A 23,851-nucleotide genomic window follows, 5' to 3' on the forward strand; every position below is an offset into this window, starting at 1 on the left:
GACCGCCACATTGACCGCCCGCCACGCCGGACACGCCGGGCGATCGCCCATTTTCGGAACGCCGCAAACGCCGACCGAAAAGAGGAAGGGTGAACCTCACCGGTCCCCCGGGCGTCCACCCCCGTCCCGGGGCGCCCGGGCGCCCGGGCGCCCGGGCGCCCCGCCGGCGCTCACGCCAGCGCGATGAGGTCCTCGAACTCGGCGTTCCACACGTCCTCGACCCCGTCGGGCAGCAGGATGACCCGCTCGGGCTGGAGCGCGTCCACCGCCCCCTCGTCGTGGGTGACCAGCACGATCGCGCCCTTGTAGTTGCGCAGCGCCGCCAGGATCTCCTCGCGGCTGGCCGGGTCCAGGTTGTTGGTCGGCTCGTCCAGCAGGAGCACGTTGGCGCTGGAGACCACCAGCGTGGCCAGGGCCAGCCGGGTCTTCTCGCCGCCGGAGAGCACCCCGGCGGGCTTGTCCACGTCGTCCCCGGTGAACAGGAACGAGCCCAGGGTGCGCCGCGCCTCGACCTCCGGCAGGTCCGGGGCGGCGCTCATCATGTTCTCCAGGACGCTGCGGTCCACGTCCAGGGTCTCGTGCTCCTGGGCGTAGTAGCCCAGTTTGAGCCCGTGCCCGGGGACCACCCGCCCGAAGTCGGGCTGCTCGATCCCGCCCAGCAGTCGCAGCAGGGTCGTCTTGCCCGCGCCGTTGAGGCCCAGGATGACGACCCGGCTGCCCCGGTCGATGGCCAGGTCCACGCCCGTGAAGATCTCCAGCGACCCGTAGGACTTGGACAGCCCCTCCGCCATCAGCGGGGTGCGCCCGCTCGGCGCCGGGTCGGGGAAGCGCAGCTTGGCGACGCGGTCGGCCTGGCGCACCCCCGCCACGCCGTCCATGATGCGGTCGGCGCGGTTGAGCATCTGCTGGGCGGCGCGCGCCTTGGTCGCCTTGGACCGGAACCTGTCGGCCTGCTTGCGCAGGGTGTCGGCCTGCTTCTCGGCGTTGGCCAGCTCCCGCTTGCGGCGGCGCTCGTCGGCCTCGCGCTGGGCCAGGTACTGCTTCCAGCCCATGTTGTAGATGTCGATGACGCTTCGGTTGGCGTCCAGGTAGAAGACCTTGTTCACCACCTGCTCGACCAGCTCCACGTCGTGGCTGATCACGATGAGCCCGCCCTGGTGGGACTTGAGGAAGTCGCGCAGCCAGGCGATGGAGTCGGCGTCCAGGTGGTTGGTGGGCTCGTCCAGCAGCAGGGTGTCGGCCCCGCTGAACAGGATGCGCGCCAGCTCGATGCGGCGGCGCTGGCCGCCGGACAGGGTGCGCAGCGGCTGGCCCAGCACCTTGTCGGGCAGGCCCAGGCTGGAGGCGATGGCGGCGGCCTCGGACTCGGCGGCGTAGCCGCCCAGCACGTGCAGGCGCTCCTCCCAGCGCCCGTAGGCGCGCACGCCCTTGTTGCGGGTCTTGGTGTCGGTGCTGGCCATCTTCTTCTCGGCCTCGCGCAGCCCGCGCAGGGCCTCGTCGATGCCGCGGGCCGACAGGATGCGGTCGCGGGCCAGCACGTCGAGGTCGCCGGTGCGGGGGTCCTGGGGCAGGTAGCCGATACTCCCGGAGGAGGTGACCGTGCCGCCGGTGGGCAGGCCCTCGCCCGCCAGCACCTTGGTCATCGTGGTCTTGCCCGCGCCGTTGCGCCCCACGAGTCCGATGCGGTCACCGGCGGCGACGCGGAAGGTGGTCGGCTCCAGCAGGAGGCGAGGACCGACGCGCAGTTCGAGGTCGGTGGCGATCAGCATGATGGGGCTTCCTACGAGGTGGAGACGGTTCGGGCGGCCGTGCGCGCCGGTCCGACGGCGGTGCGGGCGGACGGGGGAGCGGTGGCGCGGGGGCCGACCGATCCAGCCTAACGGCAGCGGTCGGGGGCGCCGCCAGGGGTTTTCTCCCCGGGACGACGGCGTCCCCGTCCTGTCGAACAGGAACGGGGACGCCGGACATTCCCGGGGGGCGGGGTCAGCCGTCGGAGGGCGGGTCCTCCGGACGCTCCTCCTTCTTGTCCCCCTTGCCGGGCTTGGGAGCGGCCTTGGCCCCGGTCTTGGCGGTGCCCTCCCCCGGGGAGGGCGTCGTGGCCATGACCCCCTGCTTCTTCTTGGCCTTCTCCGTCGGCGCGGAGCCGGGGTCGTCGGGCTCGGCCTCCTCCTGCTCCTCCGGTGCGGCCGGCGGCCGGTCGCGCAGCAGGGCGGCGAGCACCGCGGCCACGGGGGTGGCCAGGAACATGCCGGGGATGTTCCCCAGGACGGCGCCGATGGAGATCGCGATGAGCACGACCGGCGAGGGCAGTTCCAGCGCCTGGCCGTAGATGCGCGGCGCGAAGAGGTTGCTCTCCAGCTGCTGGATGAGCAGCACCCAGCCGAGCACGACCAGGGCCATGACCCAGTCCACGGTCACGAACGTCACCAGGACGGCGACCAGGCCGCTGAGGAACGCACCGATGATCGGCAGGAACGCGCCGATGAAGGTGAGCACGATCAGCGGGATCGCCAGGCTGGGGTCGAGGATGAAGATCAGCAGCACACCGATGCCGATGGCGTCGATGGCGCCGACCGCCGCCACCCCGCGCACGTAGTTGCCCATCACCTTGTAGGTGACGTGCCCGGCGTGCTGCAGGCCGGGGCGCGACCCCGGCGGGAGCAGGGTGAGCAGCCAGTCCATGAGCAGGTCGCCCGAGTGCACGAAGTACACGGTCAGGGCGATGATGAGGACGATGCCGACCAGGATCGAGACGACCGCGGCGCCCGCGGTCCACGCGCCGCTGATGAGCTGGCTGCTGTTCTCCTCGATCATGGTGGTGATCTGCCGGGTGGCGTCGGCGATCATGTCGTCGAGCTCGAACATCTCGGGGCTCAGCCCGAACGGCAGCTGGAGGTTCTGGATCTCCTCCAGGCCCTCGGTGACGCTGGAGACCAGGGCGTCCGAGCCCTGGACCGCCGGCATGATGATCATCGTCAGGACGCCGCCGAAGACGATGAGCGCCACCACGATGGAGATCGTGGTGGAGAGCCCCCGGCCGAGCCCCTTGCGGCGCAGCCAGTTGGCGAGCGGCATCAGCAGCGCGGTGATGAAGACCGCCAGGATCAGCGGCAGGGTGACCACCGACAGGTACACCAGCGCGTAGATCAGCAGGCCCGCGACGAATCCGATGAGCAGCATCCGCCAGGCGACGTCGCTGACCCGGCGCAGCAGGTCCGGCGGGGCGGCCTCGGCCTGCGCCGCCGCCTCCTCGGCCCGGCGCCTGGCCTCGGCGATCTCGCGCTCCTCGGCCTCCAGCCTGGCCCGGCGCTCCTCGTTGGCCCGGCGCGCGGCGAGCCACTTGTTCAGGAGCGCCCAGACTCCCGGCCGTTGGGCTTGCACATCGACTCCATTTCTTCACTTCTGCGGGTGCCCCCCGTCACGGGGTGGAGGGGTGCACGGGGGTTCTTGTAGAGGGTGATGCGTCCGGGGGATGGGGGGTTCGCACCCGTCGGCGTGAGAACGGTGTCAGAACTGCCAGGGTTCCCGGGGACGGCCGCTCTCGACGATCTCGTTGCCGAAGGGGGCCAGCGCGACCGGGATCATCTTGAGCGAGGCCCAGGCCATGGGGATGCCGATGATGGTGATCGCCAGGCCGATCGCGGTGGCGATGTGCCCCAGGGTGAGCCACCAGCCGGCGACGATCAGCCAGATGACGTTGAGGACGGTGCTGCCCGCGCCCGCGCCGGGCTTGCGCACGAGTTCGCGGCCGAAGGGCCACAGGGCGTATCCGGCCATCCGGAAGGAGGCGACGCCGAAGGGGATCGTGACGATGAGGATGCAGCAGATGAGCCCGGCGAAGGCGTAGCCCACCGCGAGCCAGAAACCCGCGACGAAGAGCCAGATGACGTTGAGGATGAACCGCAGGAGGGCCACGGCGACTCGAACTCCTTGTGGTGGTGCCAGAGGACGACCCGGTATCGGGGTGTCCTTCGCTTTCTATCGCGTGTGACGCCCGGACACCACGACCTGTTCCTCCTGCGCGCCCCTGGTCCTTCCCCTAGGGGCCCGCCCGTCGCCCGCCACCACCCTCAACGGACGGCCTACAGCCGCAGCCCTCCCGCCCGTCGCCCGCCACCACCCTCAACGGACGGCCTACAGCCGCAGCCCTCCCGCCCGTCGCCCGCCACCACCCTCAACGGACGGCCCACGGCCGCGGCCCCTCCCAGCCGTCGCCCGTCGGCCGCCGTCGGCCCCCAGGGGGCGGGGGTTCGCGCCGGCCGCCACCCCGGGGGCGGCGACGGAGGGTGAGGACATACGGTCCCACCCAATCGCGGTGACGTGTCGTGTCCGCAATGTGATCGGCGTATCAGGGGGAGCCCCTAGGCAGGAGCGACATCGCCCCATACGATGTGCTGTGTCCTTCGCAAGGCACTCGTTCTTGCAATAAGTGACGAACTCGGACAAACGACCGGAGATCCGCCGCAAGGCATCAGATTTCGGTAACGGTTGGGCGAGTAATTTCCCCACCCCCCGTGCACGATCGGGAGTGGGGATGGCATGATTACGTACCGGCTCGGACGGATGGCCGTCACCGCCTCCGAGAGCCGTTCGCGTGAGAACACACCCGCAGTCGGCGATCACCGCCGCTCGGTTCGCGTGCTTCTCGTGGTCTCAGCCACACCGGGGAACATCGCCTGCACCGTTCGGCGTTTGCGTCGTGCGGGGTCGCTCACGCCGCATGACCGACTTTTGGGTGACTGAAGCTTTTTCCGACAGCTTACTAGTGATTTCAGTAGAGGTGGTTCAAGCATGTCTCAGGTACGTCGGCAGGCCGCGCTGCGCCCCCGCCCGAGCTGGGGGTGGCAGGATGCCGCCGCGTGCCGGGGCGAGGACCTTGTGCTCTTCTTCGGCCCGGATGGCGAGCGCCAGCCGGAGCGGGAGATCCGCGAGCGCAAGGCCAAGGAGATCTGTGCGGCCTGCCCGGTTCGAACCGACTGCCTGGACTATGCGATCTCGCGTCCGGAGAAGTACGGCACCTGGGGCGGCCTGAACGAGGACGAGCGCGCCTCCGAGCGCCGTCGTCGTATGCGTCGCGCCAACGCCGCCTGAGTCCTCAGGCGGTCGCGCAACCGCGATCCGGCCGATCTTCCTCCTCGGCGGCCCCGGCCCCGTGCGAAACCCGCGTCGCCCCGACACTCCGTCGGCGGCGGCGCGGGTTCTTCGTTCTCCGGCGCCCTCCGGGCCCGGGCCTCAGCCCCGGCCGCGCGGGAGGTAGCGGTCGAACCAGTCCTGGGCCTCCACCGCCACCTGCCGCCATTCCCGGGCGCCCCGGAGCAGTTCCTCGGCCCCCGACAGCACCTTGAGGTCGGTGGGCCCGCCCATCCGGCCCCGGGCCCACTCCCCCAGTTCGCGCACGAACGAGTCGCGGCTCTCCAGCATCACCAGGACCGGGGCGCGCACGTCGGGCAGCGCGGGCTCGGCGAGGTCGATCCGGCCGCCGTGCACCACCGCCGCGGCCACGTCGCCCGGCCGCCGCGCGGCGGTCACGAGCGCCGCCGGGGCACCGGCCCCCGAGCCCAGCACCCCCACCGGCTCGCTGGCGGCGTCGGTGGCCCGGCGCAGCCAGGTGACGGCCGAACTCAGCCGCTCTCCCAGCACCTCCGTCGCGGCGCCGCCGCCCACCGAGGAGCGCTCCTCCCCCACCAGCAGGTCGAGCATCAGGGTCGCGTACCCCGCCCGTTGCAGCACCGAGGCGATCGCCCGCCAGCGCGGATCGCCGCGCGCCTCCCCGAACGCCAGGACCACCGCGCCGCGCAGCGCCGCAGGGAGGGTGAGGTCGCCGTCCAGGTAGACGTCGCCCGCGCGCACCCGCACGCCCCGGGCCGTGCCCGGCCGGCTGTGGCTGCGCCCCACCTCCGACATGATGGCGGTGACGTGGCCGTCGGAGAGCTGGTCGAAGTCGCGGTACCACTCCCCCACCGCCCGGAAGTTGTCCGGGACTCCGAGCACCACGACGGCGTCGGCCTCCTCCTTGAGCATCGCGATCGCCTCCCTGGAGGCGACCGGGACGGCCAGCACCAGCTGGGCCGGGCCGGCCTGGCGCACCATGCGCAGGGCGGCGCGGGCGGTGCCGCCGGTGGCCACCCCGTCGTCGACGACCACGCAGTCGCGCCCGGCGATGTCCGGGGGCGGGCGCTCGCCCCGGTAGACCCGGCGGCGCCGGTCGAGTTCGGCGCGCTCGGCGTCCACCGTCCCGGCCAGGGCCTGGCGGGGCACCCGCATCCGGGCCAGGGCCAGGTCGTCGAAGAGGACGCGCCCGTCCTCGGCGATCGCGCCGACCCCCAGCTCGGGGTGGCCCGGAAGGCCGATCTTGCGGACGACCAGAACGTCGAAGTCGGCGTCGAGGCGGCGGGCCAGCTCCGCGCCGACCGGGACACCGCCCCGGGGCAGGGCCAGGACCAGGGGGTCCGAGACCGCGTACGGCCGGACCCGCTCCGCCAGGCGGCGGCCCGCCTCGGAGCGGTCGGTGAACGGCAGGGAAACGGGTACCGGATTCATGTGCCTCACCGGCGCCGGGCTCGGGCGCCGCTCCTCTCGCCGTGTCGAAGGGAGCCGATGGAAAAGTGGTACCGGACATACCCCGGGAGCCGGAGGTTGCAACCCCGGCCACGGTCAAAACCCCCGGGTCAGGTCCTGCGGTACCCGTTCCGCAGCACGGCCATGAGCAGGGCGTCGTGGCGGCGCCCCTCCCACAGCAGCGAGTCGCGCAGCCGCCCCTCGACGGAGAAGCCGCAGGAGCGGTACACGGCGATGGCCCTCATGTTGAAGGCGTAGACGTACAGCCACACCCGGTGCAGGCCGACGTGCTCGAAGGCGTACTCCAGCACCATCCGGGTGGCCTCCCGGCCCAGCCCCTGCCCGGTGAACTCCAGGGCGGACAGGGCGATGCGGTACCCGGCGCTCTCGTTCTCCGGGGCCACCGAGTACAGCGACAGCTCGCCGAGGTAGCGGCCGTCGTGCGGGGCCGTGATGGCCAGGTCCAGCCGGTCCGGGCTCCGCGGGCGGCCGCGGCACCACTCCCGGGCCTCGTCGTAGGTGAGGTGGTGGTGGGTCCCGGTGAGTCTGCGGATCTCCTCGTCGAGTCCCGCCGCGAAGTAGGCGTCCGTGTGCTCGGGGCCCAGCGGCACCAGGCGCACGTGCTTTCCGGTGAGTGTGGGTTTGTCTCGCAGCGCGCTCGTATTGATCATGGGCTCTTCCGGTTCCGGCCGGGCGCCGCGGAACGGCGGCCGGGGCGAGGGAGTCGGCGTCGGGGGCCCGTGCCCTGTGCGTGAGCGGGTCGCTGGGGGCGGGGACCGGGTGCGGTGGTGACCGTGTGCAGTCGTCGGGGGTCGTCGGGGGCTTCTCCGTTACTGAGCGGAATCCCCATGTAAATCGGAACGGCGGCGGATCGCAAGCCCACCGGAGGGGAGATCGCGGGGGCCGGGAAACGCATGGCCGGACCCGGACCGGAGTCGATAGCATCCGCAGGCACCGAACGGCCACCCGTGGGAGACGCATGAACAGCCCGAAGACCACCGCCCCGCCCCGGCAGGCCCGCCGGGCCAGGCTCGCGGTCTCCGCCCTCTTCTTCGTCAACGGTTTCACCTACACCAACGCGGTCCCCTGGCTTCCGGCGATCAAGTCGGGGCTGGGGCTGAGCAACGCCGAGCTGGGGCTGGCGATCGCGGCGATGCCGACCGGCGCGATCCTGACCGGGATGCTCGCCGGGCCGCTGATCCACCGCTTCGGAAGCGGGCCCACAGCGGTGGGGACCAGCCTGTTGTCGCTGGGAGCGCTTCCATTCATCGCGCTGGCGCAGAACTGGTGGGCGCTGGCGGGGGCCCTGTTCGTCATGGGCTGTGCCGACGCCTGGACGGACTCGGCGCAGAACTCGCACGGGCTGCGGGTGCAGCGCCGGTACGGGCGGACCATCATCAACACCTTCCACGCGGTGTGGAGCCTGGCCGCGGTCTCCGGCGGCCTGCTCGGCGCGGTCATGGCCGGCTCCGGGGTGCCGATCCTGTGGCACCTGGGCGGTACGGCGGTGGTGCTGGTGGCGGTGAACCTGACGGTGAGCCGGATGCTGCTGCCCGGCCCCGAGGACAGTGAACGCGCCGACGGCGCGCGGGAGGCGGACGGGCGGCGACCGCGCATCCCCGGGCGCGCGGTGCTGCTGCTCGTCGCGCTGGGCGTGCTGCTGATGCTGGCCGGGGGCATCGAGGACTCCGCGGCGTCCTGGGGCGCGGTGTACATGGCCGACGAACTGGACGCCTCCCTGTTCCTGGCGGCGATGCCGTTCGTGGCCTGCCAGGCGATGATGGTGGTGGGCCGCCTGCTGGGCGACCGGGTCACCGACAGGTTCGGTGCCGCGACCGTGGGCCGGGCCTGCGGCCTGCTGGCGGCGGGCGGGATCGCGCTGGCGCTCGCGCTGCCGCACCAGGCGACGACGGTCATCGGGTTCGGGGTGATGGGGCTGGGAGTGTCCACGCTGTTCCCGCTGACGCTGGCGGCGGCCGGGAACGTGCCCGGGGTGCGCACCGGCGACGGGGTGACCATCGTCGGGTGGCTGGGCCGCGCGGGCTTCCTGGCGTTCCCGCCGGCGGTGGGCCTGATCGCGGACGCGACGGCGCTGGGGACCGCGCTGTGGACGATCGCGGCGGCCGGGGTGTTCGCGTTCCTGCTCGCCCCGGTGCTGCGCCCGCGCGCCTGAGAGGGAGCGCGGAGGCGAAGGGCCGGAGGAACGGTGCGGGCCCCCGGACGCCGAGGCGTCCGGGGGCCCGTGCACGTGGTCCGCGCCCTCACCGGGCGACGGCCGGCGGAACCGTGCCGATCCGCCGTGTTACTCCGCCGGCATCGCGGAGGGACGGCGCGCGCCCGCCCAGAGGGCGATGGCGCCGATGCCCGTGACGATGGCACCGCCCAGGACGAAGCCCTCCATGTCGACACCGGTGGTCGGCAGGGTGGGGGTGGTCCCGCTGGAACCCGAGGTGCCGGCGGTCACCGGGGAGGTGCTGCCGGGAGTGCTGGTGCCGGGAGCCTGGCTCTCGTCACCGTCGTCGTCACCGGGGTTCCCGCCGTCACCCGGGTCGGGGTTCTCCCCGCCGGGGTTCTCACCACCGGGGTCTTCACCGCCGGGGTCCTCCCCGCCCGGGTCTTCACCACCCGGGTCCTCGCCACCGGGGTCCTCCCCGCCGGGGTCCTCCCCGCCCGGGTCCTCACCACCGGGGTCCTCCCCGCCCGGGTCCTCACCACCGGGGTTCTCACCCTCACCGGGGTCACCACCGCCGGGGTTCTCACCCTCGCCAGGGTCACCGCCACCGGGGTTCTCACCCTCACCGGGGTCACCACCGCCGGGGTTCTCACCCTCACCGGGGTCACCGCCGTCGTCGCCGCCACCGGGGTCCGGGGAGGGCGGGGTGTCGAAGAGTTCTCCGACGCCTTCGGCGATCCCGCCGACGATGGGGGTGACGACCGGGACCTCAGGAAGGACCTGGGGTTCGGTGACCTGCTGGGCCGCTTCGGGAGCGGCCGCAGGGGCGGTCTCCTCGATGGTCTCGGCGAACGCAGGGCTCACCGAGAACCCGGCCATGAACAGGCCGGCCGCGGTCACGGTCAGTGCACGCTTCTTGGGGGTCATCCCACTCCTTTCTTCTTTTATCGGGGGTTGCTACTGAGAGGGGATGGCATAGAGGTGGTCCTCGTGGACCACGATGGCGTTGCCGCCGAGCAGGCCGGCGGGCTGGGCCGAGGCCGGGTCCGGCCTGCGGACCTCGCCCGCGGTGTCCACGGCCGCCGGGGCACCGCCGAGCTGGCCGAACACGGTGGCGCCCACGGCCACCTGCGGCTCGAACCCGGGAACGACCGCGGTGGTGCCGGCCTCGGGGTCCATCACGACCGGGCCGTAGGAGACGGCGGCGGTGCCGATGGGGCCGGAGCGGTGCCGCACGTCCTCCAGGTCGGCCGGGTCGATCTCGGCCGCGCCGATGACGGAGCCGTCGCGGCTGTCGTGGAAGGCCAGCACGGCCCCCTCGCCGCGCAGCGGCTCCCAGCGGACGATCACGTACTCGCGCAGGGCGGTGACCACCGACTCCATCTCACCGGCGTTCTCGGGGCGGCGGGCGGTGACCTCGGCGACCTCCCCTTCGGGGTCGACCCAGGTCCAGGCGCCGGTACGCACCGCGGTGAGCACCTCGGCGCCCTCGGCCAGCATCGGCGCCGCCCCGCCGGGGACCTCGACCGGCGCCAGCTCGCCGCCGACCGGTACGAGGGCGTCGTCGCCGCTGCGGACCAGCGCGGAGGAGCCCACGTACTGGGTGGAGGCGTCCTCCGGCAGGGTGATGCTGGTGTGCTCACCACCCGCGACCGGCCAGAACCACAGGGTCCCGGTGGTCTCCATGACCACCGCGGGCTCGCCGTCGTAGTCGACGAACCGGGGCGGGCCCAGGAACTCGGTGGAGGCGGCCGGGAGGGCGGCCGACCACAGGCGCTCGCCGGAGGCGTCGAACAGGGTGAGCCGCTCGTCGGGGTCCATGAAGGCCATCAGGTCGCCGTCGCGGGAGACGCCGGGCTGGCTGCCGGGGGCGAGCGCCTCGGAGAACTCCACGGTGTCGCCGTAGCCGGGCGGGGCCGGGTGGCCCAGGACCTGCGCCTCGGTCGTGGTGGTCTGCGCGGCGGGGTCGTCGCCCGGGATCAGGTTCCAGGCGACGAAGCCGGCGCCGCCCAGGAGCACCACGGCGAGCGCCGCCGCACCCGCGATGACCAGGCCCCGCCTGCCGCGTCCGGGCCGCTCGGCGGGCGCCGGGGGGCGGGCCGCGGCGGGGGCGGGCCCGGCCGTCGGGGGGAGCCGGTCGGCGGCCTGCACGACGCCGTCGGGGGTGGCGACCAGGTTCCAGTAACCGTTGCTGTCACGGGCGTCGATGAGCACCGGCTGGCCGATCCTGGCGGCGTAGCCGGTGGCGACGTCCAGCGCCGCGCGCCGGGTCTCCTTGGGAACGCTGCCGGTGACGACCTGGCGCTGTCCCTCGATGACGATCTCGGCGCTGCGCTCGTCCGGGGCGATGGCGATGACGGCGGTGGGCCGGGGATGCCCCGGACGGGACGCCCGGCTCATGGTGCCTCCGAAGGCATGGGAAGGGTGGACCTGTTCGTGTGCGGGTGACGGGGAACGTCGGTCGGGGGCGACGGCGGGACCGGGCCCGGGAGATCACCGGGCGCCGGTGTCGACGTGCACGAAGCCAATGCTGAACGCGATGATACTGATCGTGACGGACACGGCCCACCCGGGTACGGGCGGCCGGTAGCGGACACGGCGCGCTGTGCGGTCAACGGTGTTCCCGCTCCCCTTCCCCCTGACCTGGCATGTCTTCGGAACGCGGGGAGGGCCGCCCGGCCCGTCCTCCCGTGGTCACGTTCATATGGACACGCGGATGTGTCGATGAGTTCACACCGTAACTGGCCGAATCCGGCCACCGGTCTCCCACGGTTCACGCCGGGCCCTGGCCTCCCGTGGGCCCCGTGACATGCGGAAGGATGCGGAAGCCGGGGCCGTGCGGACCAAAGTTCGGTTCGCTGGTGACCGTGAAGTGCACGATACCGCCAGGTACGACCGAAAAGGGGCACGGGGGTGACCCCCGGCGCTGCACCCGGACGGTGTGGGCGCCGGGCGGCAGGCCGACGACGAGGGTGCCGCCGGAGGCGAGGAAGCCGACGTGGCCGCCGTCCACCTCCAGGGGCGGGTCCTCGGCGAAGCCGCCGCGCGCGTGGAACACCACAGGGCTCCAGCCGGAGGGCATCCGCGCGGGGTCGCGCAGACCGATGAGCTTGGGCGCCTCCGGCGGGGCGGCGACCGGCTCGCGCTCCGCGTCGCGCCGCCCCCGGAGCAGGAGGACCAGGGCCCACACGGCCGCCCCCCACGGGAAGAGCAGGAGCCCGGAGAAGACCAGTGCGTCGCGCAGGGCGGTGATCCACAGCGCGACGGGCGCGTTGGCCGCGCACAGGGCCAGGAAGAGCAGGGACCTGCGCAGGTCGGCGTCGGTCCGCGCGTCGCGGGGCCGCGACCCGGGAGCCCTGACCGCGTGGACCAGGCGGACCGCGAGCGTCGTCCACGAGGCCAGGAGGACCATGAGCACGAGGGTGAGCCCGCCGGGTTCGAGCGGTGCGCCGGAGGCCGGTGGGAAGACGAGGGCCAGGTCGTACAGGACCGACCCGAGCAGCGCCGCACCGGACACCGCGAGCACGGTCCGGGCGGTGTGGTCGCCCACCCCGGGCAGTGGACGCCGCCGTTCGGGGGGCGCGGGGGTCATGCGGAGTGCTCCTGTCGCGTGACGGTCGGGTTCCACAGGGCGATACGGCTGTCCGCGCCGACGTAGAGGTGGACGGTGCGCCCCGGGACCGCCGCGAACCGGAACGGGTACTTACCGGGCGAAACCGGGATCCGTGCCGTGTGCTCCCCCGGCGGTAGGCCGATGACCAGGCTCTCCCCCGGCGGCAGCTCCCCGACCCGGTCCCCGTCGATCTCCAGGGGGTGGTCCCTGAGGTTGTGCGGGAACAGGTCGGATCTGTAGAACACCACCGGAACCCATCCGGGAGGCATCCGGGCGGGATCGCGCAGGCCGAGGAGCTTGGGCACCTCCGGACGGTCCGCCGCCCGTTCCCGATGACGCCAGGGCCGCTGCCACAGCAGCACGGCCAGGGCGGCGAGCCCGATCGTCTCGGCGGTCACGAGCAGAGGAAGCAGGCCCAGGCTTTCGTAACGCACGGTGTACCAGAGGCCGAGCGGCAGGAGGAGGACATGGCCCGCGGCCAGGACGAGCGCTCCCGCTCCGACCGCGGGCCTCACCGCCCGGGCCGAGGAGCCCGGACGCCCTCGGGTCCCCTGGAAGGGGAGGAGGGAGAACGCGATCACCAAGAACAGGAACCAGCTCAGGGCGAGACCGGCTCCGAGGGTGATCTCGTGCGCCGCGGACTCCATGGAGGTGAGGATCCAGTTGTGGAGCAGCATGCCGAAGAACGCGTGTGTGGTCACGGCGGGGAACCAGCGGAGGTCCTTCAGGGCGATCACCTTCCGGATCGGGGCTCGGGGGCCGGGGGCGCGGCGGGTTCGCCGGGGGTGAGGAGGATGTACTCCTCCGGCCGGGGCGTGTGGCCGGCGTAGGGCGTGCCTCCGGGGCCGCCGGGCTCGACGGTCAGGTGGGACACGGTGTCCGCCGCGACGGCGACCGTGACGGGCGCGCCGGTGCGGCGGCCCAGGCGGCCGCGCACCCGGTGCTCTCCCGGCGGCAGGCCGATGACCAGGATCTCCCCCGGACCGATCGTGCCCACCCGGTCGCCGCCGACGTGGATCCGGTAGTCGACGGCCGCGTCGCGGAGGACGTGCCCGGGGCGGTGGACCACCAGCGCGGCCCACCCGGAGGGGACCTCCTCAGGGGAGCGCAGGCCGACGAGCTTGGGACCGGTCAGCAGCGGCTCGGCCAGGGATTCCCCGAACTCCCGGCGTTCCCGCCGCGCCCGGACCACCGCGAGGGCGCAGCCGGTGAGGGCGACCAGCACCAGGGGCGACAGGCTCAGGGAGGCGCCGGGCAGCATGAACACCACCGCCATCAGCAGGTTCAGCCCGATGACGGCGAAGTCCGTCCGCGGCCGGTCGGTGAGCGGCCAGGGCACGGCCCCCGTGTGCAGGCGCCGTCGCTCCCCCGGTGTGGGATCCGGGTCGGCGTCGGCGACCAGGGCGAGCGCCAAGGCCAGGAGGAGGGCGGGCGGCACCGTGGCCGGCCACGGGACCGTGCCGGGGTAGCCGGGGTAGAAGGCGCGGAAGGACGCGGCCAGCATCACGGAGACCAGGGCCGCCGCCATCGCGATCTGCCGCAGAAGCTGGGAGGCCTTCACCGGCGCCCCCTCCCCCCGGCGGAGGCGCGGGGAGCGGACGGGGCGGAGATGCGGGGCGCGGACGGGGCGGGGGTCATGGGGGATGCCCTTTCCAGCCGTCCGGGTGCGGGGGGGCGGCGGGGGCGCGGCCCGCCCGCCGGAGGCACCTCGAACATACCGACGCGCCGTCGCGTTCGGGTGTACGGCGTACGCTCTGACCGGTTCCGGTCAGCGGCCGTTGTTCTCGACGATGGTGTCGATGACCGCCTGCTCGCGGCGGCGGACCAGGCGGTCGGCGCGCTCGAAGCGGCGGTTGGCGATCTCGGCGCGGGCCGCGGCGGTGCGCACCGTCGGCCACATGGCGTCGATCTCGGCGTTGAACGACGACCCCACAAGCACCGCGACCGCCATCACGAACAGCCAGGCCAGGATCGCGATCGGCGCGGCCAGCGAACCGTAGAGGCTCACCTGCGCCAGCGAGGCGTCCAGGTAGGCGCGCAGCCCGATGGACCCGGTGATGAGCACCGTCGTCGCCAGCAGCGCCCCCGGCAGGTGCCGCCACAGCGGGGTGCGCACCGGGATGCTCAGGGTGTACAGCATCGTGACGGCGGCCGTGGCCAGTACCGCGACGGTCGGCCAGTACAGCAGGTTGAGCCGCCCCACCGTGATCGGCAGCAGCCGGTGGACCAGGTCGGGGCCGGCCACCAGGACCGGCAGCACCAGCAGGGCGAACGCCAGCCCGCCCAGGTAGGCCACGAAGGCGAGCACCCGCTGGGTGATCCAGCCGCGCAGCTCCTCCAGGCCGTAGGAGATGGTGATGGAGCGGATGAACACGTTCATCGCCCGCGACCCCGACCACAGCGACACCAGGAAGGTCACCGACAGCACCCCGCCCCGGACGCCCTGGAGGAGGTCGTCCACCAGCGGGGCCACCACGCTCTCGACCGTGTCGGGGGTGAGGATCTGGGCGGTGCTGTCCAGGATGAGCCCGCGGATCTCCTCCACCGTGCCCTCCCCCAGCACCGGCGCCAGCGGGACCAGCACGCCCAGCAGTCCCAGCAGCAGCGCGGGCAGCGAGATCAGGGTGAAGAAGGCGGATTCGGCGGCCAGGCCGACGACCCGGTCACGCGAGAAGGCCCGGATGGTGCGCAGCACGAGCAGCAGACCGCCGCGCAGCCGGGGGCGGCGCCTCAGCCAGGCGTCGGTGATCCGCCACAGCCCCTCCCAGAAACCCACCACGGGGAGAACGTTAGCGGTCCGGGGGCGGACGCCGGGACCGCGCACCGCCCGGGGAGTGGTCTGCGACGTGCGGTGAGCGGTGAGTGGGCGGGCGGGCCGCGTGGCGCGGCGGGCAGCGGGTGGCCTGCGGCGTCCTTCGCCGAGTGACGTGACTCACTCGGGAGCCCTCCGGACCCGCCTGGACAAAGGACGCGCGCACATGACATTCTCATTTCATGATCGCTGCCCTGGACCCCATGCTCTGCGTGCGTCGCCACGTGGACTTCCTGCGGGTCCGCAGCGCCATCTGTTGCAGCGTCGGTTAATCTCGCCGCCTTTTTGACGCACCCCAGGGGTGCGCGCGGCACCGGCGCTCTCCCCTTTCTCTTCGCATCCCACACACGCGGATTCCGACCCGTGGCACCTGCACGACGATGTGCGGCGCCGACGGGCCGTAGCGGTGCGGGCGCCGGGGCCGTACGGACCCCGTGACCCCATCGGAGACACCCGCGATGCCTCCCTCTTCCGCGCAGAACGGTCGGACGGCGACGGCGGCCAAGCCGCGTCGCCGCCGCGGCGAGGGCCAATGGGCCCTCGGCTACCGCGAGCCGCTGAACAAGAACGAGGAGAACAAGAAGAACGACGACGGGCTCAACGTCCGCGATCGGATCATCAACATCTACTCCAAGCGCGGTTTCGACTCGATCGACCCCGCTGACCTGCGCGGCCGTTTCCGGTGGTTCGGCCTGTACACCCAGCGCGCCCCCGGCATCGACGGCGGCAAGACCGCGGTCCTGGAGCCGGAGGAGCTGGACGACCGCTACTTCATGCTGCGGGTGCGCATCGACGGCGGCCAGCTGTCGGTGGCCCAGCTGCGCGCCGTCGCGGGGATCTCCCGCGACTTCGGCCGCGACACCGCCGACATCACCGACCGGCAGAACGTCCAGTACCACTGGATCCGGGTCGAGGACGTGCCGGAGATCTGGGACCGGCTGGAGTCGGTGGGCCTGTCCACCACCGAGGCCTGCGGTGACACCCCCCGCGTCATCATGGGCTGTCCGCTGGCCGGAGTGGCCGAGGACGAGGTGCTGGACGGGACGCCGGAGATCTTCCAGATCTACGAGGAGCACATCGGCAGCCCGCTGTACTCCAACCTTCCGCGCAAGTTCAAGACGTCCATCGCGGGCTGCTCGGTGTACTGCACCAACCACGAGATCAACGACGTCGCGTTCGTGGGCGTGCGGAACGAGGCGGGCGAGGCGGGCTACGACCTGTTCGTCGGCGGCGGGCTGTCCACCAACCCGATGTTCGCGCTGCGGCTGGGGGCCTTCGTCCGCCCCGACCAGGTGAGCGAGGTGTGGGCGGGGGTCTGCGCGATCTTCCGCGACTACGGGTACCGCCGGCTGCGCACCCGCGCCCGCATCAAGTTCCTCATCAAGGACTGGGGCGCGGAGAAGTTCCGGCAGGTGCTGGAGGAGAAGTACCTGGGGTACGCGCTGCCCGACGGCCCGGCCCCGGTGCTGGACCAGGGCCTGCGCCGCGACCACGTGGGCGTGCACCGCCAGCGCGACGGAAGGTTCTACGTGGGGTTCGCGCCCAAGGTGGGCCGGGTCTCGGGCACGTCGCTGGACCGGATCGCCGACATCGCCGAGGCGCACGGCTCCGACCGCATCCGCACGACCGCCGACCAGAAGCTCGTCATCCTCGACATCGAGGAGGGCCGCGTCGAGTCGATCACCGCGGCCCTGGAGGCGGAGGGCTTCCAGGTGCGGCCCAGTACCTTCCGCCGCCAGACGATGGCGTGCACCGGCATCGAGTTCTGCAAGCTGGCGATCGTCGAGACCAAGGGGCGGGCGTCGACCCTCATCGACGAGCTGGAGAAGCGGCTGCCCGACTTCGAGGAGCCGCTGACCATCAACGTCAACGGGTGCCCGAACTCGTGCGCGCGCATCCAGGTCGCCGACATCGGCCTCAAGGGGCAGTTGGTGATGAACGACCGCGGCGAGCAGGTGGAGGGCTACCAGATCCACCTGGGCGGCGGCATGGGCCTGGACGCGGCCTTCGGCAAGAAGATCCGCGGGCTCAAGTCCACCGCCGAGGAGCTGCCCGACTACGTGGAGCGGGTGCTGCGCCGGTTCCAGGACCAGAGGAAGGACGGGGAGTCGTTCGCGGCCTGGGTGGGCCGGGCCGCGGAGGACGACCTGAAGTAGGGAAGCAGGGCGGGGCTGTTCGGGCTCGGTTCCGGGTTCGGGCTCGGGTCTGGGGCCGGGTTCGGGTCTGGGCTCGGGTCTGGGTCTGGGTCTGAGGTCGGGTCCGGGTTCGAGCTCGGGTTCAGGTTCGGGCTTGGGACCGGGTCCGAACGGCTCCGGGTGGGTCGGGCGCGTGTGCGCGTCCGGCCCGCCGAATCCACCATCCGCGACATCCCCGATTGGAGGAGGTGCGCCGTGTCCGAGAGGGCCGCACCCTACTACTGCCCCTACTGCGGGGACGAGGACCTGGTGCCCGAGGAGGGCGCCCCCGTCAAGGGCGAGGGCTACCCCTGGGCCTGCCTGTCCTGCGCCCGGGTCTTCCGTGTCAAGTACGTGGGCCTGCGGTCCGCCTCGTTCGGCGACGCACCTTCTAGACCGACGGAAGGGTAGGAATGAACGCCACCATCACCCCCGTGGGCGGTCCCGAGCTCGCCGAGCGCGCATCGCGCGAGCTGGAGGAGGCCACCGCCCAGGAGATCATCGCGTGGGCCGCCGAGACGTTCGGCGACGGCCTGTGCATGACCTCGTCCATGGCCGACGCCCTCATGGTCGACCTGGCCTCCAAGGTGATCCCCGGCATCGACGTGATCTTCCTGGACACGGGATACCACTTCCCCGAGACCATCGGCACCCGCGACGCCGTGGCCTCGATCTACGACATCACCCTGATCAACGTCGAGCCGACCCGCACCGTGGCCGAGCAGGACCTGGCGCTGGGCCCGCGGCTGCACGGGCGCGACCCGGGCATCTGCTGCCACCTGCGCAAGGTGGAGCCGTTGAAGAAGGCGCTGGCGCCCTACAGCGCGTGGCTGACCGGGCTGCGCCGGGCCGACTCGGTGACCCGCCGCGACACCCCGATCGTGCAGTGGGACCGGCGCAAGCGGATGACCAAGGTCAACCCGATCGCCCGGTGGACCCAGGAGGAGGTCGACGCCTACATCGAGGAGAACGGGGTGATCATCAACCCGCTCCAGTACGACGGGTACCCCTCCATCGGCTGCGAGCCGTGCACGCGGCGGGTGGCCCCGGGCGAGGACCCGCGCAGCGGCCGCTGGGCCGGCAGCGGCAAGACCGAGTGCGGGATCCATCTGTGACCGGCGACGGGCCCCGCCCCGCGCCGCCGCTGCTGGCGGTGGCGCACGGCAGCCGCGACCCGCGGTCTGCGGCGGCCGTGGAGGCGCTGTTCGAGCGGGTGCGCGCGCTGCGGCCGGAGGCCGACGTGCGGGTGTCCTACCTCGACCACACGGCCCCGTCGGTGCGGGACGCCCTGGCGTCGCTGGCCGCCGAGGGCGCGGGCGAGGTCGTGGTGCTGCCCGCGCTGCTGACGGCGGCCTACCACAGCAAGGTGGACCTGCCGAAGGTGCTGGAGCGGGCGCGCGAGACCGGACCGTGGGTGCGGGTGCGCTACGCCGGCACGTTGGGACCGCACCCGGGCCTGGTGGCGGCGGTGGAGCGGCGGCTGGCCGAGGCCGGCGCGACCGCGGCCCCGGACACCGCGCTGGTGGTGGCCTCGGCGGGGTCGAGCGACCCCGGGGCCAACGCGACGGTGGAGTCCGTGGCCGCGGAGCTGGCGGCGCGCGGGCCGTGGCGGGAGGCGGTGGCGGCGTTCGCGTCGGCGGCGCGGCCCACCCCGGCCGAGGCGGTCGCCGCGGCGTACGCCCGGGGGGCGCGGCGGGTGGCGGTGGCCACCTACCTGCTGGCCCCGGGGTTCTTCGCCGACCGGGTCCGTGAGCAGGCGGAGGCCGTGACGGTGGCGGAAGCGGAGGCCGTGGCGGAGGTGGTGGGACCGGTGGGATCGACCGAGGTGGCCGGTGCCGAGGGAGCGGCCGGGTCGACCGTGGTGTCGGAGGCGCTGGGCGCGGCTCCGGAGCTGGCGGAGATCGTGTGGGAGCGGTACGACGCGGCACTGGCGGAGCGGCACGTGCTGGTCTGAGTGCTGACGTATAGAGCTCTGACGTGCCGTTATGCGAGGCGGGCGGGACCTTCCGGGTCCCGCCCGCTTTGTATGTTCGGGACTTGACAAGCCTTGGGTGATCAATAAAGTTGAGTGTGTTCGCATCAAGTCATCGACGATGATGTCGAAGGCACTTGGAGGTGACGAGCGATGCTGATGCGCACCGATCCGTTCCGGGAGTTCGACCGGCTCACCCAGCGTCTGCTGGAGAACGGCCGACCGGCCGTCATGCCGATGGACGCCTACCGTGAGAACGACGACTTCGTGGTCCACTTCGACCTGCCGGGGGTCTCCCCCGAGAGCATCGACCTCGAAGTCGAGCGCAACGTCCTCACCGTCAAGGCGGAACGCCCCGGCCTGCGCCGCGAGGGCTTGGAACTGATCGTCAACGAGCGGCCGAACGGCACGTTCAGCCGCCAGGTCTTCCTCGGGGACACCCTGGACACCGACCGGATCACCGCGAACTACGCCGACGGCGTGCTCACGCTGCGGATCCCGGTGGCCGAGCAGTCCAAGGCCCGCAAGATCGTGGTCGGGCACGACTCCGGGCGGGAGCAGGCCTCGATCAAGGCGTGACGGGCGGACGCCTCTCTTTTTCGCTCCTGTGGGGCGGGGGCCGCGTGAGGGCGCGGCCCCTTTTGCGCGTCACCAGTCGCGGGGGGCCAGAGCCTCTTCCAGGTCTGCGTCGGCGAATCCGTGGGCTTTCATGACGCGCTCGAAGGAGAGGGCGATGGCCTCCCGGATGACGGTGTCGATGTCGCTGCCCGCCTCCCAGAACTCCTCCTGGAGAGCGTTGAACTCCTCGGTGGCCGCATGGGTGAGCACGTAGAGCTCGGGCAGGTCGGCGGGGCGCTGGGACCCGATGCGCTCGTGGAGAGCGTGCAGGATCGACCTGCCCTTGGCCACCAGGTGGTCGGGGAAGGCGGGGTCGTCCTCCATGCCCTTCAGGTAGACGGGGTCGTCGGCCATGGCGTCTCCTTGTCGGGGGTGGGGTCGCGCGGCCATCCTGGCGGTCGGGTACGACAAGCACCGTTGGTGGGGACGGGCCGGACCAGCGGGTTGTGGCGGTTGTGGTCAGCGGGCGGTGACGGCCGCGGTGATGAGGACGGCGGCGGAGAACAGCAGGGCGCCGGGGGCGCCCACCGCCCCGGCGACCGCGGACGCGGCGGCGGGGATGGCGACCTGGCCCAGCCGGTTGCCCCAGATGCGCAGCGCCAGGGCGGAGCCGCGTGCGCCCTCCGGCGCCAGGGTGGTCACCTCGGCCATGGTCAGCGGCTGGCCCAGGCCGAGCAGGAACCCGCCCAGGCCCAGCACGAGGGCCAGCGCCGCGAACCCGCCCAGCGGCAGGGCCACCAGGATCAGCGACAGTCCGGCGACGGCGGTGCTGGCGACGATGAGGGTCTTGCGCGACCAGCGGCGCAGCATCCAGGGCAGGGTCAGGCGGGAGAGCAGTGAGGAACCCGCGCGCAGGCTGAGTAGGACGCCGACGAGCACCGGGGGGATGTCCCGGCTCTCGGCGATGAGGGGCAGGTAGGCGGTGAGGATGTCCACCGCGGAGAGCAGCGCCAGGCTGGCCAGCAGGGCGGAGGGCATCCGGCGGCGGCGCAGCAGGTCCAGGGTGGGCACCGGCGGCGCGGCCTTCTGTTCGGCGGTGCGCCGGACCGGGCTCAGCCGGAACAGGGCGAGGAGCGGCAGCGCGCCCAGGGCGGCGACGGCCCCGGCGACGACCAGGGCGGTGGAGGTGGCCGCGAGCAGAGCGTCCCCGGAGGCGTCGGCGAGGATGGCGCCGGAGATCAGGGGGCCGGCGAGCTGGCCCAGGGAGGCGGCGGCGGTGAACCAGCCGAAGTCGCGGTCCAGGTTCTCCGGGCGGGAGTGGCGGGCGATGAGGCCCTGCCCGGCGACCATGCACAGCAGGTGGCCGACGCCGACGACGGTGCTGGCCAGGGCCAGGCCCGCCAGCCCGTCGACCAGGGAGAGCAGGAGACCGCCCGCAGCGAGGATGACCGAGCCCAGGCCGACGATCCAGGCGATGCGCGCCGAGCGGTCGGTGGCCCTGCCCAGCGGGACGGCGATGACCAGGGGCAGGAGCGCGTAGGCGGCGGTGATGAGGCCGACCTCGACGGCGTCGCCGCCGACGGCGATGGTGCGGTAGGAGATGAGGGGGCGGGTGAGGTTGAGGGCGGTGTGGGTGAGGACCACACTGCCGAGCAGGGCCCAGAGCCAGCGTGTGCGTTCGGGAGGTTCTGCGGCGGACTCCGTCGGCTCGGCCATGGTCTCCTCTCGCGCCGTGCCCCCTGGCGCTGCATCCCGGGAGTGGTCCCATCACGGGATCACTCGTCCCTCGGTGGTGTCGGACGTTGGACGTCGGAGGTTTGGTGGTTAGGGCGAGGGAGGTGGGCGGGTGAATGGTGAGGGGGCGACAGGGGGAATCGTATCGGGGGCGTTGTGTGGGGATACGGGTGGGGGTGGGCGGTTCTTTCTTCGGGGTGGGGCGGGGTGGGGTCACGGTTCTTTCTCCCCGGGCCCACGTGGCGATGTCGCGGGGGCGCGGCCTTCGTCCCTCCGGGGCGGGGTCGCGGTCCTGTTCCCGGTCTTGGGATGGGGACGCGGGGATGTGCGGCGGTACCTTCGGGGGCGGGGGTTGTGGTTCTTCCTCCCCTGATCCCCCTCGGGTTGATGCCGCGGGTGTGGGCGGCCTTCATCCCCTGGGGCTGAAGGTGTGTGGTTCTTCTTGCCCGCACCCCCTGGGGCTTGGGGCTGTGGGTATGCGCGGCCTTCACCCCTGTGGGCTGAGGTGCGCGGTTCCTCTTCCCCACACCCCCTGGGGGTTGGAGCTGTGGGTGCGGGCGGCCTTCACCCCCTGCGGTGGAGGTGCGCGGTCCTGTGCCCGGTCTGGGGCCAAGATCGCGGGTACGTGCGGCTTTCACCCCCGCTCCCGTCCGTACCGCGGTCATCCGCGGGAGTAGGCGACAGCGTGGAGCCCCCTCACCGCCGCCGGCGCCCCCAACCTTTCCAGGCGGTGCGGGTGCGCGCGCTCCGCGTGCACCCGGCTCCGGCAGTCACACCCCCACCACCCGCCACGCGCGCCCAACGATTCCGTCTGGCGGTCTGCCGGACACCGACTGCGGCCGGGGCCGGGCCCACCCGGCGCGGACCGCCGTTCCCAAGCGGCCGAGCTCTTGGAAACCTACAACTACCTCGGCGAAGACCCCCTGGGGTCGGGCACCCTACTGGTGTGACACGGCTGGAGCTGAGGTTTCCAATCGGGTGAGAAACCCCCTGGGGCAGAGGTACTGCGACGCCTTCCGGTTGTGGCGGAGGTCCCGGTCGGGTGGGAAACCCCCTGCGGCGGGGGCGCTGCGATGCCCTCCGGGTGTGGCCGGCCCCCGGGTGGGGATCCCCGGGGCGGAGGAGGTGCGATGCCCTCCGGTTGGAGTGGGCCCCGGCGGGTGGGTGGGGTTCCCTGGGGTGGTGGTGCTTGGGGTCAGGAGCGGCTGGAGTCGATGATGCAGAAGCGGTTGCCCTCGGGGTCGGCGAGGACGACGAAGTCGGGGTCCTCGGGGTAGAGGTCCCAGTCGACGCGTTCGGCGCCCAGGGCCACCAGCCGTTCGACCTCGGCGGCCTGGTCGGCGGCGTCCTTCGCGTAGAGGTCCAGGTGGACCCGGGGGTGCTCCTGGACGGGTACGTCGCTCAGGCCGAGCGCGATCTGGACGCCCGGTCCCCTGGTGGGGACCAGGACGATCCAGCGGTCGGTGCCGGGGTCGCGGGGCGTGTAGTCGAGGGCCGCGGTCCAGAAGGCCGTCGCACGGGCCACGTCGGAGACGCCCAGCACGACAGATCCGATGTTCAGCATCACCCGATTCTGCCCGAAGGGGTCAGCCCAGGAACAGCGGGGGGATGAGGTAGATGATCTCGAAGGCCTCGTACGCGGCGCCGATCACGAACAGGGCGAGCGCGGGCGGGAGCAGGCGGCCCAGTTGCCCGAGGCCGCGGAGGTACCCCTGGCGGCGGGTGTCGGCGCCGACCGACGCGGGGCACAGCCAGGCGCGCCCCAGGAGGTAGGCGCCGAGCATGACCAGGACGTAGGCCTGGAACTCGATGAGGAGCGTCAGGGAGTGCGGGACCAGGATCTTCGCCGCGGTGGCGTCGACCGGGGCCAGGGACAGCCCGAAGCCGAACGCCCGGTAGGCGAAGAGGACGATGCCGGCGAAGGGGACGATCATCGAGGGCAGCAGGATGGTCGCCACAGCGACCGTCAGCACGTTGACCGCGAGGATGGTCAGGCCGAACAGCCAGACGTTCCCGAGCAGTTCGCCCACCAGGTCCGCCGTGCCGTCCTGCTCCATGGACGTGATCTGTGCCGCTTGCAGGTCGGGGAAGGCGAGCGCCGCGGCGACGCCGGCGAAGAAGAGGCCGAACATGACCGCGTTCATGGCGAGGTAGGCTCCGAGGTTCGCTCGGATGATCCGGAAGGGCTCTCGAAGGTGGCGCATGCGTCCACTCCAGACCATGCCCCTGGGGCATGGTCAAGCCCGGGGTGGGAACG

Annotated in this window: 22 protein-coding genes; 7 read left to right on the forward strand and 15 right to left on the reverse strand. The window is 72.6% G+C overall.

Annotated elements, in window-relative coordinates; translation table 11 throughout:
• Window positions 1–170: 170 nt before the first annotated feature.
• From ABZ249_RS20650 to ABZ249_RS20660, 3 genes are all read right to left on the reverse strand, one after another.
• Window positions 171–1,769, reverse strand: a complete 1,599-nt coding sequence (locus ABZ249_RS20650) for an ABC-F family ATP-binding cassette domain-containing protein (RefSeq protein WP_355265288.1) — start codon at window positions 1,767–1,769, stop codon at window positions 171–173.
• Window positions 1,770–1,983: 214 nt separating this feature from the next.
• Window positions 1,984–3,381: an AI-2E family transporter gene (locus ABZ249_RS20655; RefSeq protein WP_355265291.1), complete on the reverse strand. Its 1,398-nt coding sequence runs from the start codon at window positions 3,379–3,381 to the stop codon at window positions 1,984–1,986.
• 126 nt (window positions 3,382–3,507) lie between these two features.
• On the reverse strand, window positions 3,508–3,915 hold the full coding sequence (locus ABZ249_RS20660) for a YccF domain-containing protein (protein ID WP_355265293.1): 408 nt from the start codon (window positions 3,913–3,915) through the stop codon (window positions 3,508–3,510).
• Window positions 3,916–4,791: 876 nt separating this feature from the next.
• Here ABZ249_RS20660 and ABZ249_RS20665 point away from each other — a divergent pair.
• Complete coding sequence (locus ABZ249_RS20665; RefSeq protein WP_017588640.1) at window positions 4,792–5,091, forward strand: WhiB family transcriptional regulator; 300 nt, start codon at window positions 4,792–4,794, stop codon at window positions 5,089–5,091.
• Window positions 5,092–5,232: 141 nt separating this feature from the next.
• Here the strand turns inward: ABZ249_RS20665 and ABZ249_RS20670 are convergent, their stop codons facing one another.
• A complete protein-coding gene (locus tag ABZ249_RS20670; RefSeq protein ID WP_355265296.1) occupies window positions 5,233–6,540 on the reverse strand; it encodes a phosphoribosyltransferase family protein in 1,308 nt (435 codons plus the stop codon).
• A gap of 128 nt (window positions 6,541–6,668) precedes the next feature.
• Window positions 6,669–7,229: a GNAT family N-acetyltransferase gene (locus ABZ249_RS20675; protein WP_220560266.1), complete on the reverse strand. Its 561-nt coding sequence runs from the start codon at window positions 7,227–7,229 to the stop codon at window positions 6,669–6,671.
• A 308-nt stretch (window positions 7,230–7,537) separates the two neighbouring features.
• Here ABZ249_RS20675 and ABZ249_RS20680 point away from each other — a divergent pair, with 308 nt between their 5' ends.
• On the forward strand, window positions 7,538–8,731 hold the full coding sequence (locus ABZ249_RS20680; protein WP_355265299.1) for an MFS transporter: 1,194 nt from the start codon (window positions 7,538–7,540) through the stop codon (window positions 8,729–8,731).
• A gap of 129 nt (window positions 8,732–8,860) precedes the next feature.
• On the opposite strand, the gene ABZ249_RS20685 is transcribed toward ABZ249_RS20680, so the two are convergent.
• From ABZ249_RS20685 to ABZ249_RS20710, 6 genes are all read right to left on the reverse strand, one after another.
• Window positions 8,861–9,658: a hypothetical protein gene (locus ABZ249_RS20685; RefSeq protein WP_355265302.1), complete on the reverse strand. Its 798-nt coding sequence runs from the start codon at window positions 9,656–9,658 to the stop codon at window positions 8,861–8,863.
• A 30-nt stretch (window positions 9,659–9,688) separates the two neighbouring features.
• Window positions 9,689–11,131, reverse strand: coding sequence for a hypothetical protein (locus ABZ249_RS20690; RefSeq protein WP_355265305.1), 1,443 nt, complete (start codon window positions 11,129–11,131; stop codon window positions 9,689–9,691).
• 373 nt (window positions 11,132–11,504) lie between these two features.
• A complete protein-coding gene (locus tag ABZ249_RS20695; RefSeq protein ID WP_355265307.1) occupies window positions 11,505–12,323 on the reverse strand; it encodes a hypothetical protein in 819 nt (272 codons plus the stop codon).
• Window positions 12,320–13,081 (reverse strand): hypothetical protein, encoded by a 762-nt coding sequence (locus ABZ249_RS20700; RefSeq protein WP_355265310.1) that lies wholly within the window; start codon window positions 13,079–13,081, stop codon window positions 12,320–12,322. The genes ABZ249_RS20695 and ABZ249_RS20700 overlap by 4 nt, the downstream gene beginning before the upstream one ends.
• Window positions 13,078–13,905 carry a hypothetical protein gene (locus tag ABZ249_RS20705; RefSeq protein ID WP_355265313.1) on the reverse strand — a complete coding sequence of 276 codons (828 nt, stop codon included), beginning with the start codon at window positions 13,903–13,905 and terminating at the stop codon, window positions 13,078–13,080. The genes ABZ249_RS20700 and ABZ249_RS20705 overlap by 4 nt, the downstream gene beginning before the upstream one ends.
• Before the next feature lie 207 nt (window positions 13,906–14,112).
• On the reverse strand, window positions 14,113–15,123 hold the full coding sequence (locus ABZ249_RS20710; RefSeq protein ID WP_355265316.1) for a YihY/virulence factor BrkB family protein: 1,011 nt from the start codon (window positions 15,121–15,123) through the stop codon (window positions 14,113–14,115).
• Window positions 15,124–15,614: 491 nt separating this feature from the next.
• Here ABZ249_RS20710 and ABZ249_RS20715 point away from each other — a divergent pair, with 491 nt between their 5' ends.
• From ABZ249_RS20715 to ABZ249_RS20735, 5 genes are all read left to right on the forward strand, one after another.
• Window positions 15,615–17,312, forward strand: a complete 1,698-nt coding sequence (locus ABZ249_RS20715; RefSeq protein WP_355265318.1) for a nitrite/sulfite reductase — start codon at window positions 15,615–15,617, stop codon at window positions 17,310–17,312.
• A 234-nt stretch (window positions 17,313–17,546) separates the two neighbouring features.
• Window positions 17,547–17,741 (forward strand): hypothetical protein, encoded by a 195-nt coding sequence (locus ABZ249_RS20720; RefSeq protein WP_255646456.1) that lies wholly within the window; start codon window positions 17,547–17,549, stop codon window positions 17,739–17,741.
• 2 nt (window positions 17,742–17,743) lie between these two features.
• Window positions 17,744–18,445, forward strand: coding sequence for a phosphoadenylyl-sulfate reductase (locus ABZ249_RS20725; protein ID WP_355265322.1), 702 nt, complete (start codon window positions 17,744–17,746; stop codon window positions 18,443–18,445).
• A complete protein-coding gene (locus tag ABZ249_RS20730; protein ID WP_355265325.1) occupies window positions 18,442–19,284 on the forward strand; it encodes a CbiX/SirB N-terminal domain-containing protein in 843 nt (280 codons plus the stop codon). Before ABZ249_RS20725 ends, ABZ249_RS20730 begins: the two co-directional genes overlap by 4 nt.
• 171 nt (window positions 19,285–19,455) lie before the next feature.
• A complete protein-coding gene (locus ABZ249_RS20735) occupies window positions 19,456–19,881 on the forward strand; it encodes an Hsp20/alpha crystallin family protein (RefSeq protein ID WP_355265328.1) in 426 nt (141 codons plus the stop codon).
• A gap of 69 nt (window positions 19,882–19,950) precedes the next feature.
• On the opposite strand, the gene ABZ249_RS20740 is transcribed toward ABZ249_RS20735, so the two are convergent.
• From ABZ249_RS20740 to ABZ249_RS20755, 4 genes are all read right to left on the reverse strand, one after another.
• Window positions 19,951–20,274 carry a DUF5713 family protein gene (locus ABZ249_RS20740; protein WP_355265331.1) on the reverse strand — a complete coding sequence of 108 codons (324 nt, stop codon included), beginning with the start codon at window positions 20,272–20,274 and terminating at the stop codon, window positions 19,951–19,953.
• A gap of 105 nt (window positions 20,275–20,379) precedes the next feature.
• Window positions 20,380–21,576, reverse strand: a complete 1,197-nt coding sequence (locus ABZ249_RS20745; RefSeq protein WP_355265334.1) for an MFS transporter — start codon at window positions 21,574–21,576, stop codon at window positions 20,380–20,382.
• A 1,213-nt stretch (window positions 21,577–22,789) separates the two neighbouring features.
• Complete coding sequence (locus ABZ249_RS20750; protein WP_355265337.1) at window positions 22,790–23,158, reverse strand: VOC family protein; 369 nt, start codon at window positions 23,156–23,158, stop codon at window positions 22,790–22,792.
• Window positions 23,159–23,180: 22 nt separating this feature from the next.
• Window positions 23,181–23,798: a stage II sporulation protein M gene (locus tag ABZ249_RS20755; RefSeq protein WP_355265340.1), complete on the reverse strand. Its 618-nt coding sequence runs from the start codon at window positions 23,796–23,798 to the stop codon at window positions 23,181–23,183.
• Window positions 23,799–23,851: the final 53 nt, after the last annotated feature.

Origin of the sequence: Nocardiopsis sp. NPDC006139 (assembly GCF_040614155.1) — a bacterium.
Taxonomy (GTDB): domain Bacteria; phylum Actinomycetota; class Actinomycetes; order Streptosporangiales; family Streptosporangiaceae; genus Nocardiopsis; species Nocardiopsis changdeensis.

Excerpts from the sequence above, each read along its gene's own strand:
- ABZ249_RS20650 (WP_355265288.1), bottom strand. The coding sequence starts at position 1,769 with ATGCTGATCGCCACCGACCTCGAACTGCGCGTCGGTCCTCGCCTCCTG.
- ABZ249_RS20665 (WP_017588640.1), top strand. The coding sequence starts at position 4,792 with ATGTCTCAGGTACGTCGGCAGGCCGCGCTGCGCCCCCGCCCGAGCTGG.
- ABZ249_RS20670 (WP_355265296.1), bottom strand. The coding sequence starts at position 6,540 with ATGAATCCGGTACCCGTTTCCCTGCCGTTCACCGACCGCTCCGAGGCG.
- ABZ249_RS20675 (WP_220560266.1), bottom strand. The coding sequence starts at position 7,229 with ATGATCAATACGAGCGCGCTGCGAGACAAACCCACACTCACCGGAAAG.
- ABZ249_RS20680 (WP_355265299.1), top strand. The coding sequence starts at position 7,538 with ATGAACAGCCCGAAGACCACCGCCCCGCCCCGGCAGGCCCGCCGGGCC.
- ABZ249_RS20685 (WP_355265302.1), bottom strand. The coding sequence starts at position 9,658 with ATGACCCCCAAGAAGCGTGCACTGACCGTGACCGCGGCCGGCCTGTTC.
- ABZ249_RS20690 (WP_355265305.1), bottom strand. The coding sequence starts at position 11,131 with ATGAGCCGGGCGTCCCGTCCGGGGCATCCCCGGCCCACCGCCGTCATC.
- ABZ249_RS20695 (WP_355265307.1), bottom strand. The coding sequence starts at position 12,323 with ATGACCCCCGCGCCCCCCGAACGGCGGCGTCCACTGCCCGGGGTGGGC.
- ABZ249_RS20715 (WP_355265318.1), top strand. The coding sequence starts at position 15,615 with ATGCCTCCCTCTTCCGCGCAGAACGGTCGGACGGCGACGGCGGCCAAG.
- ABZ249_RS20725 (WP_355265322.1), top strand. The coding sequence starts at position 17,744 with ATGAACGCCACCATCACCCCCGTGGGCGGTCCCGAGCTCGCCGAGCGC.
- ABZ249_RS20735 (WP_355265328.1), top strand. The coding sequence starts at position 19,456 with ATGCTGATGCGCACCGATCCGTTCCGGGAGTTCGACCGGCTCACCCAG.
- ABZ249_RS20740 (WP_355265331.1), bottom strand. The coding sequence starts at position 20,274 with ATGGCCGACGACCCCGTCTACCTGAAGGGCATGGAGGACGACCCCGCC.
- ABZ249_RS20745 (WP_355265334.1), bottom strand. The coding sequence starts at position 21,576 with ATGGCCGAGCCGACGGAGTCCGCCGCAGAACCTCCCGAACGCACACGC.
- ABZ249_RS20750 (WP_355265337.1), bottom strand. The coding sequence starts at position 23,158 with ATGCTGAACATCGGATCTGTCGTGCTGGGCGTCTCCGACGTGGCCCGT.
- ABZ249_RS20755 (WP_355265340.1), bottom strand. The coding sequence starts at position 23,798 with ATGCGCCACCTTCGAGAGCCCTTCCGGATCATCCGAGCGAACCTCGGA.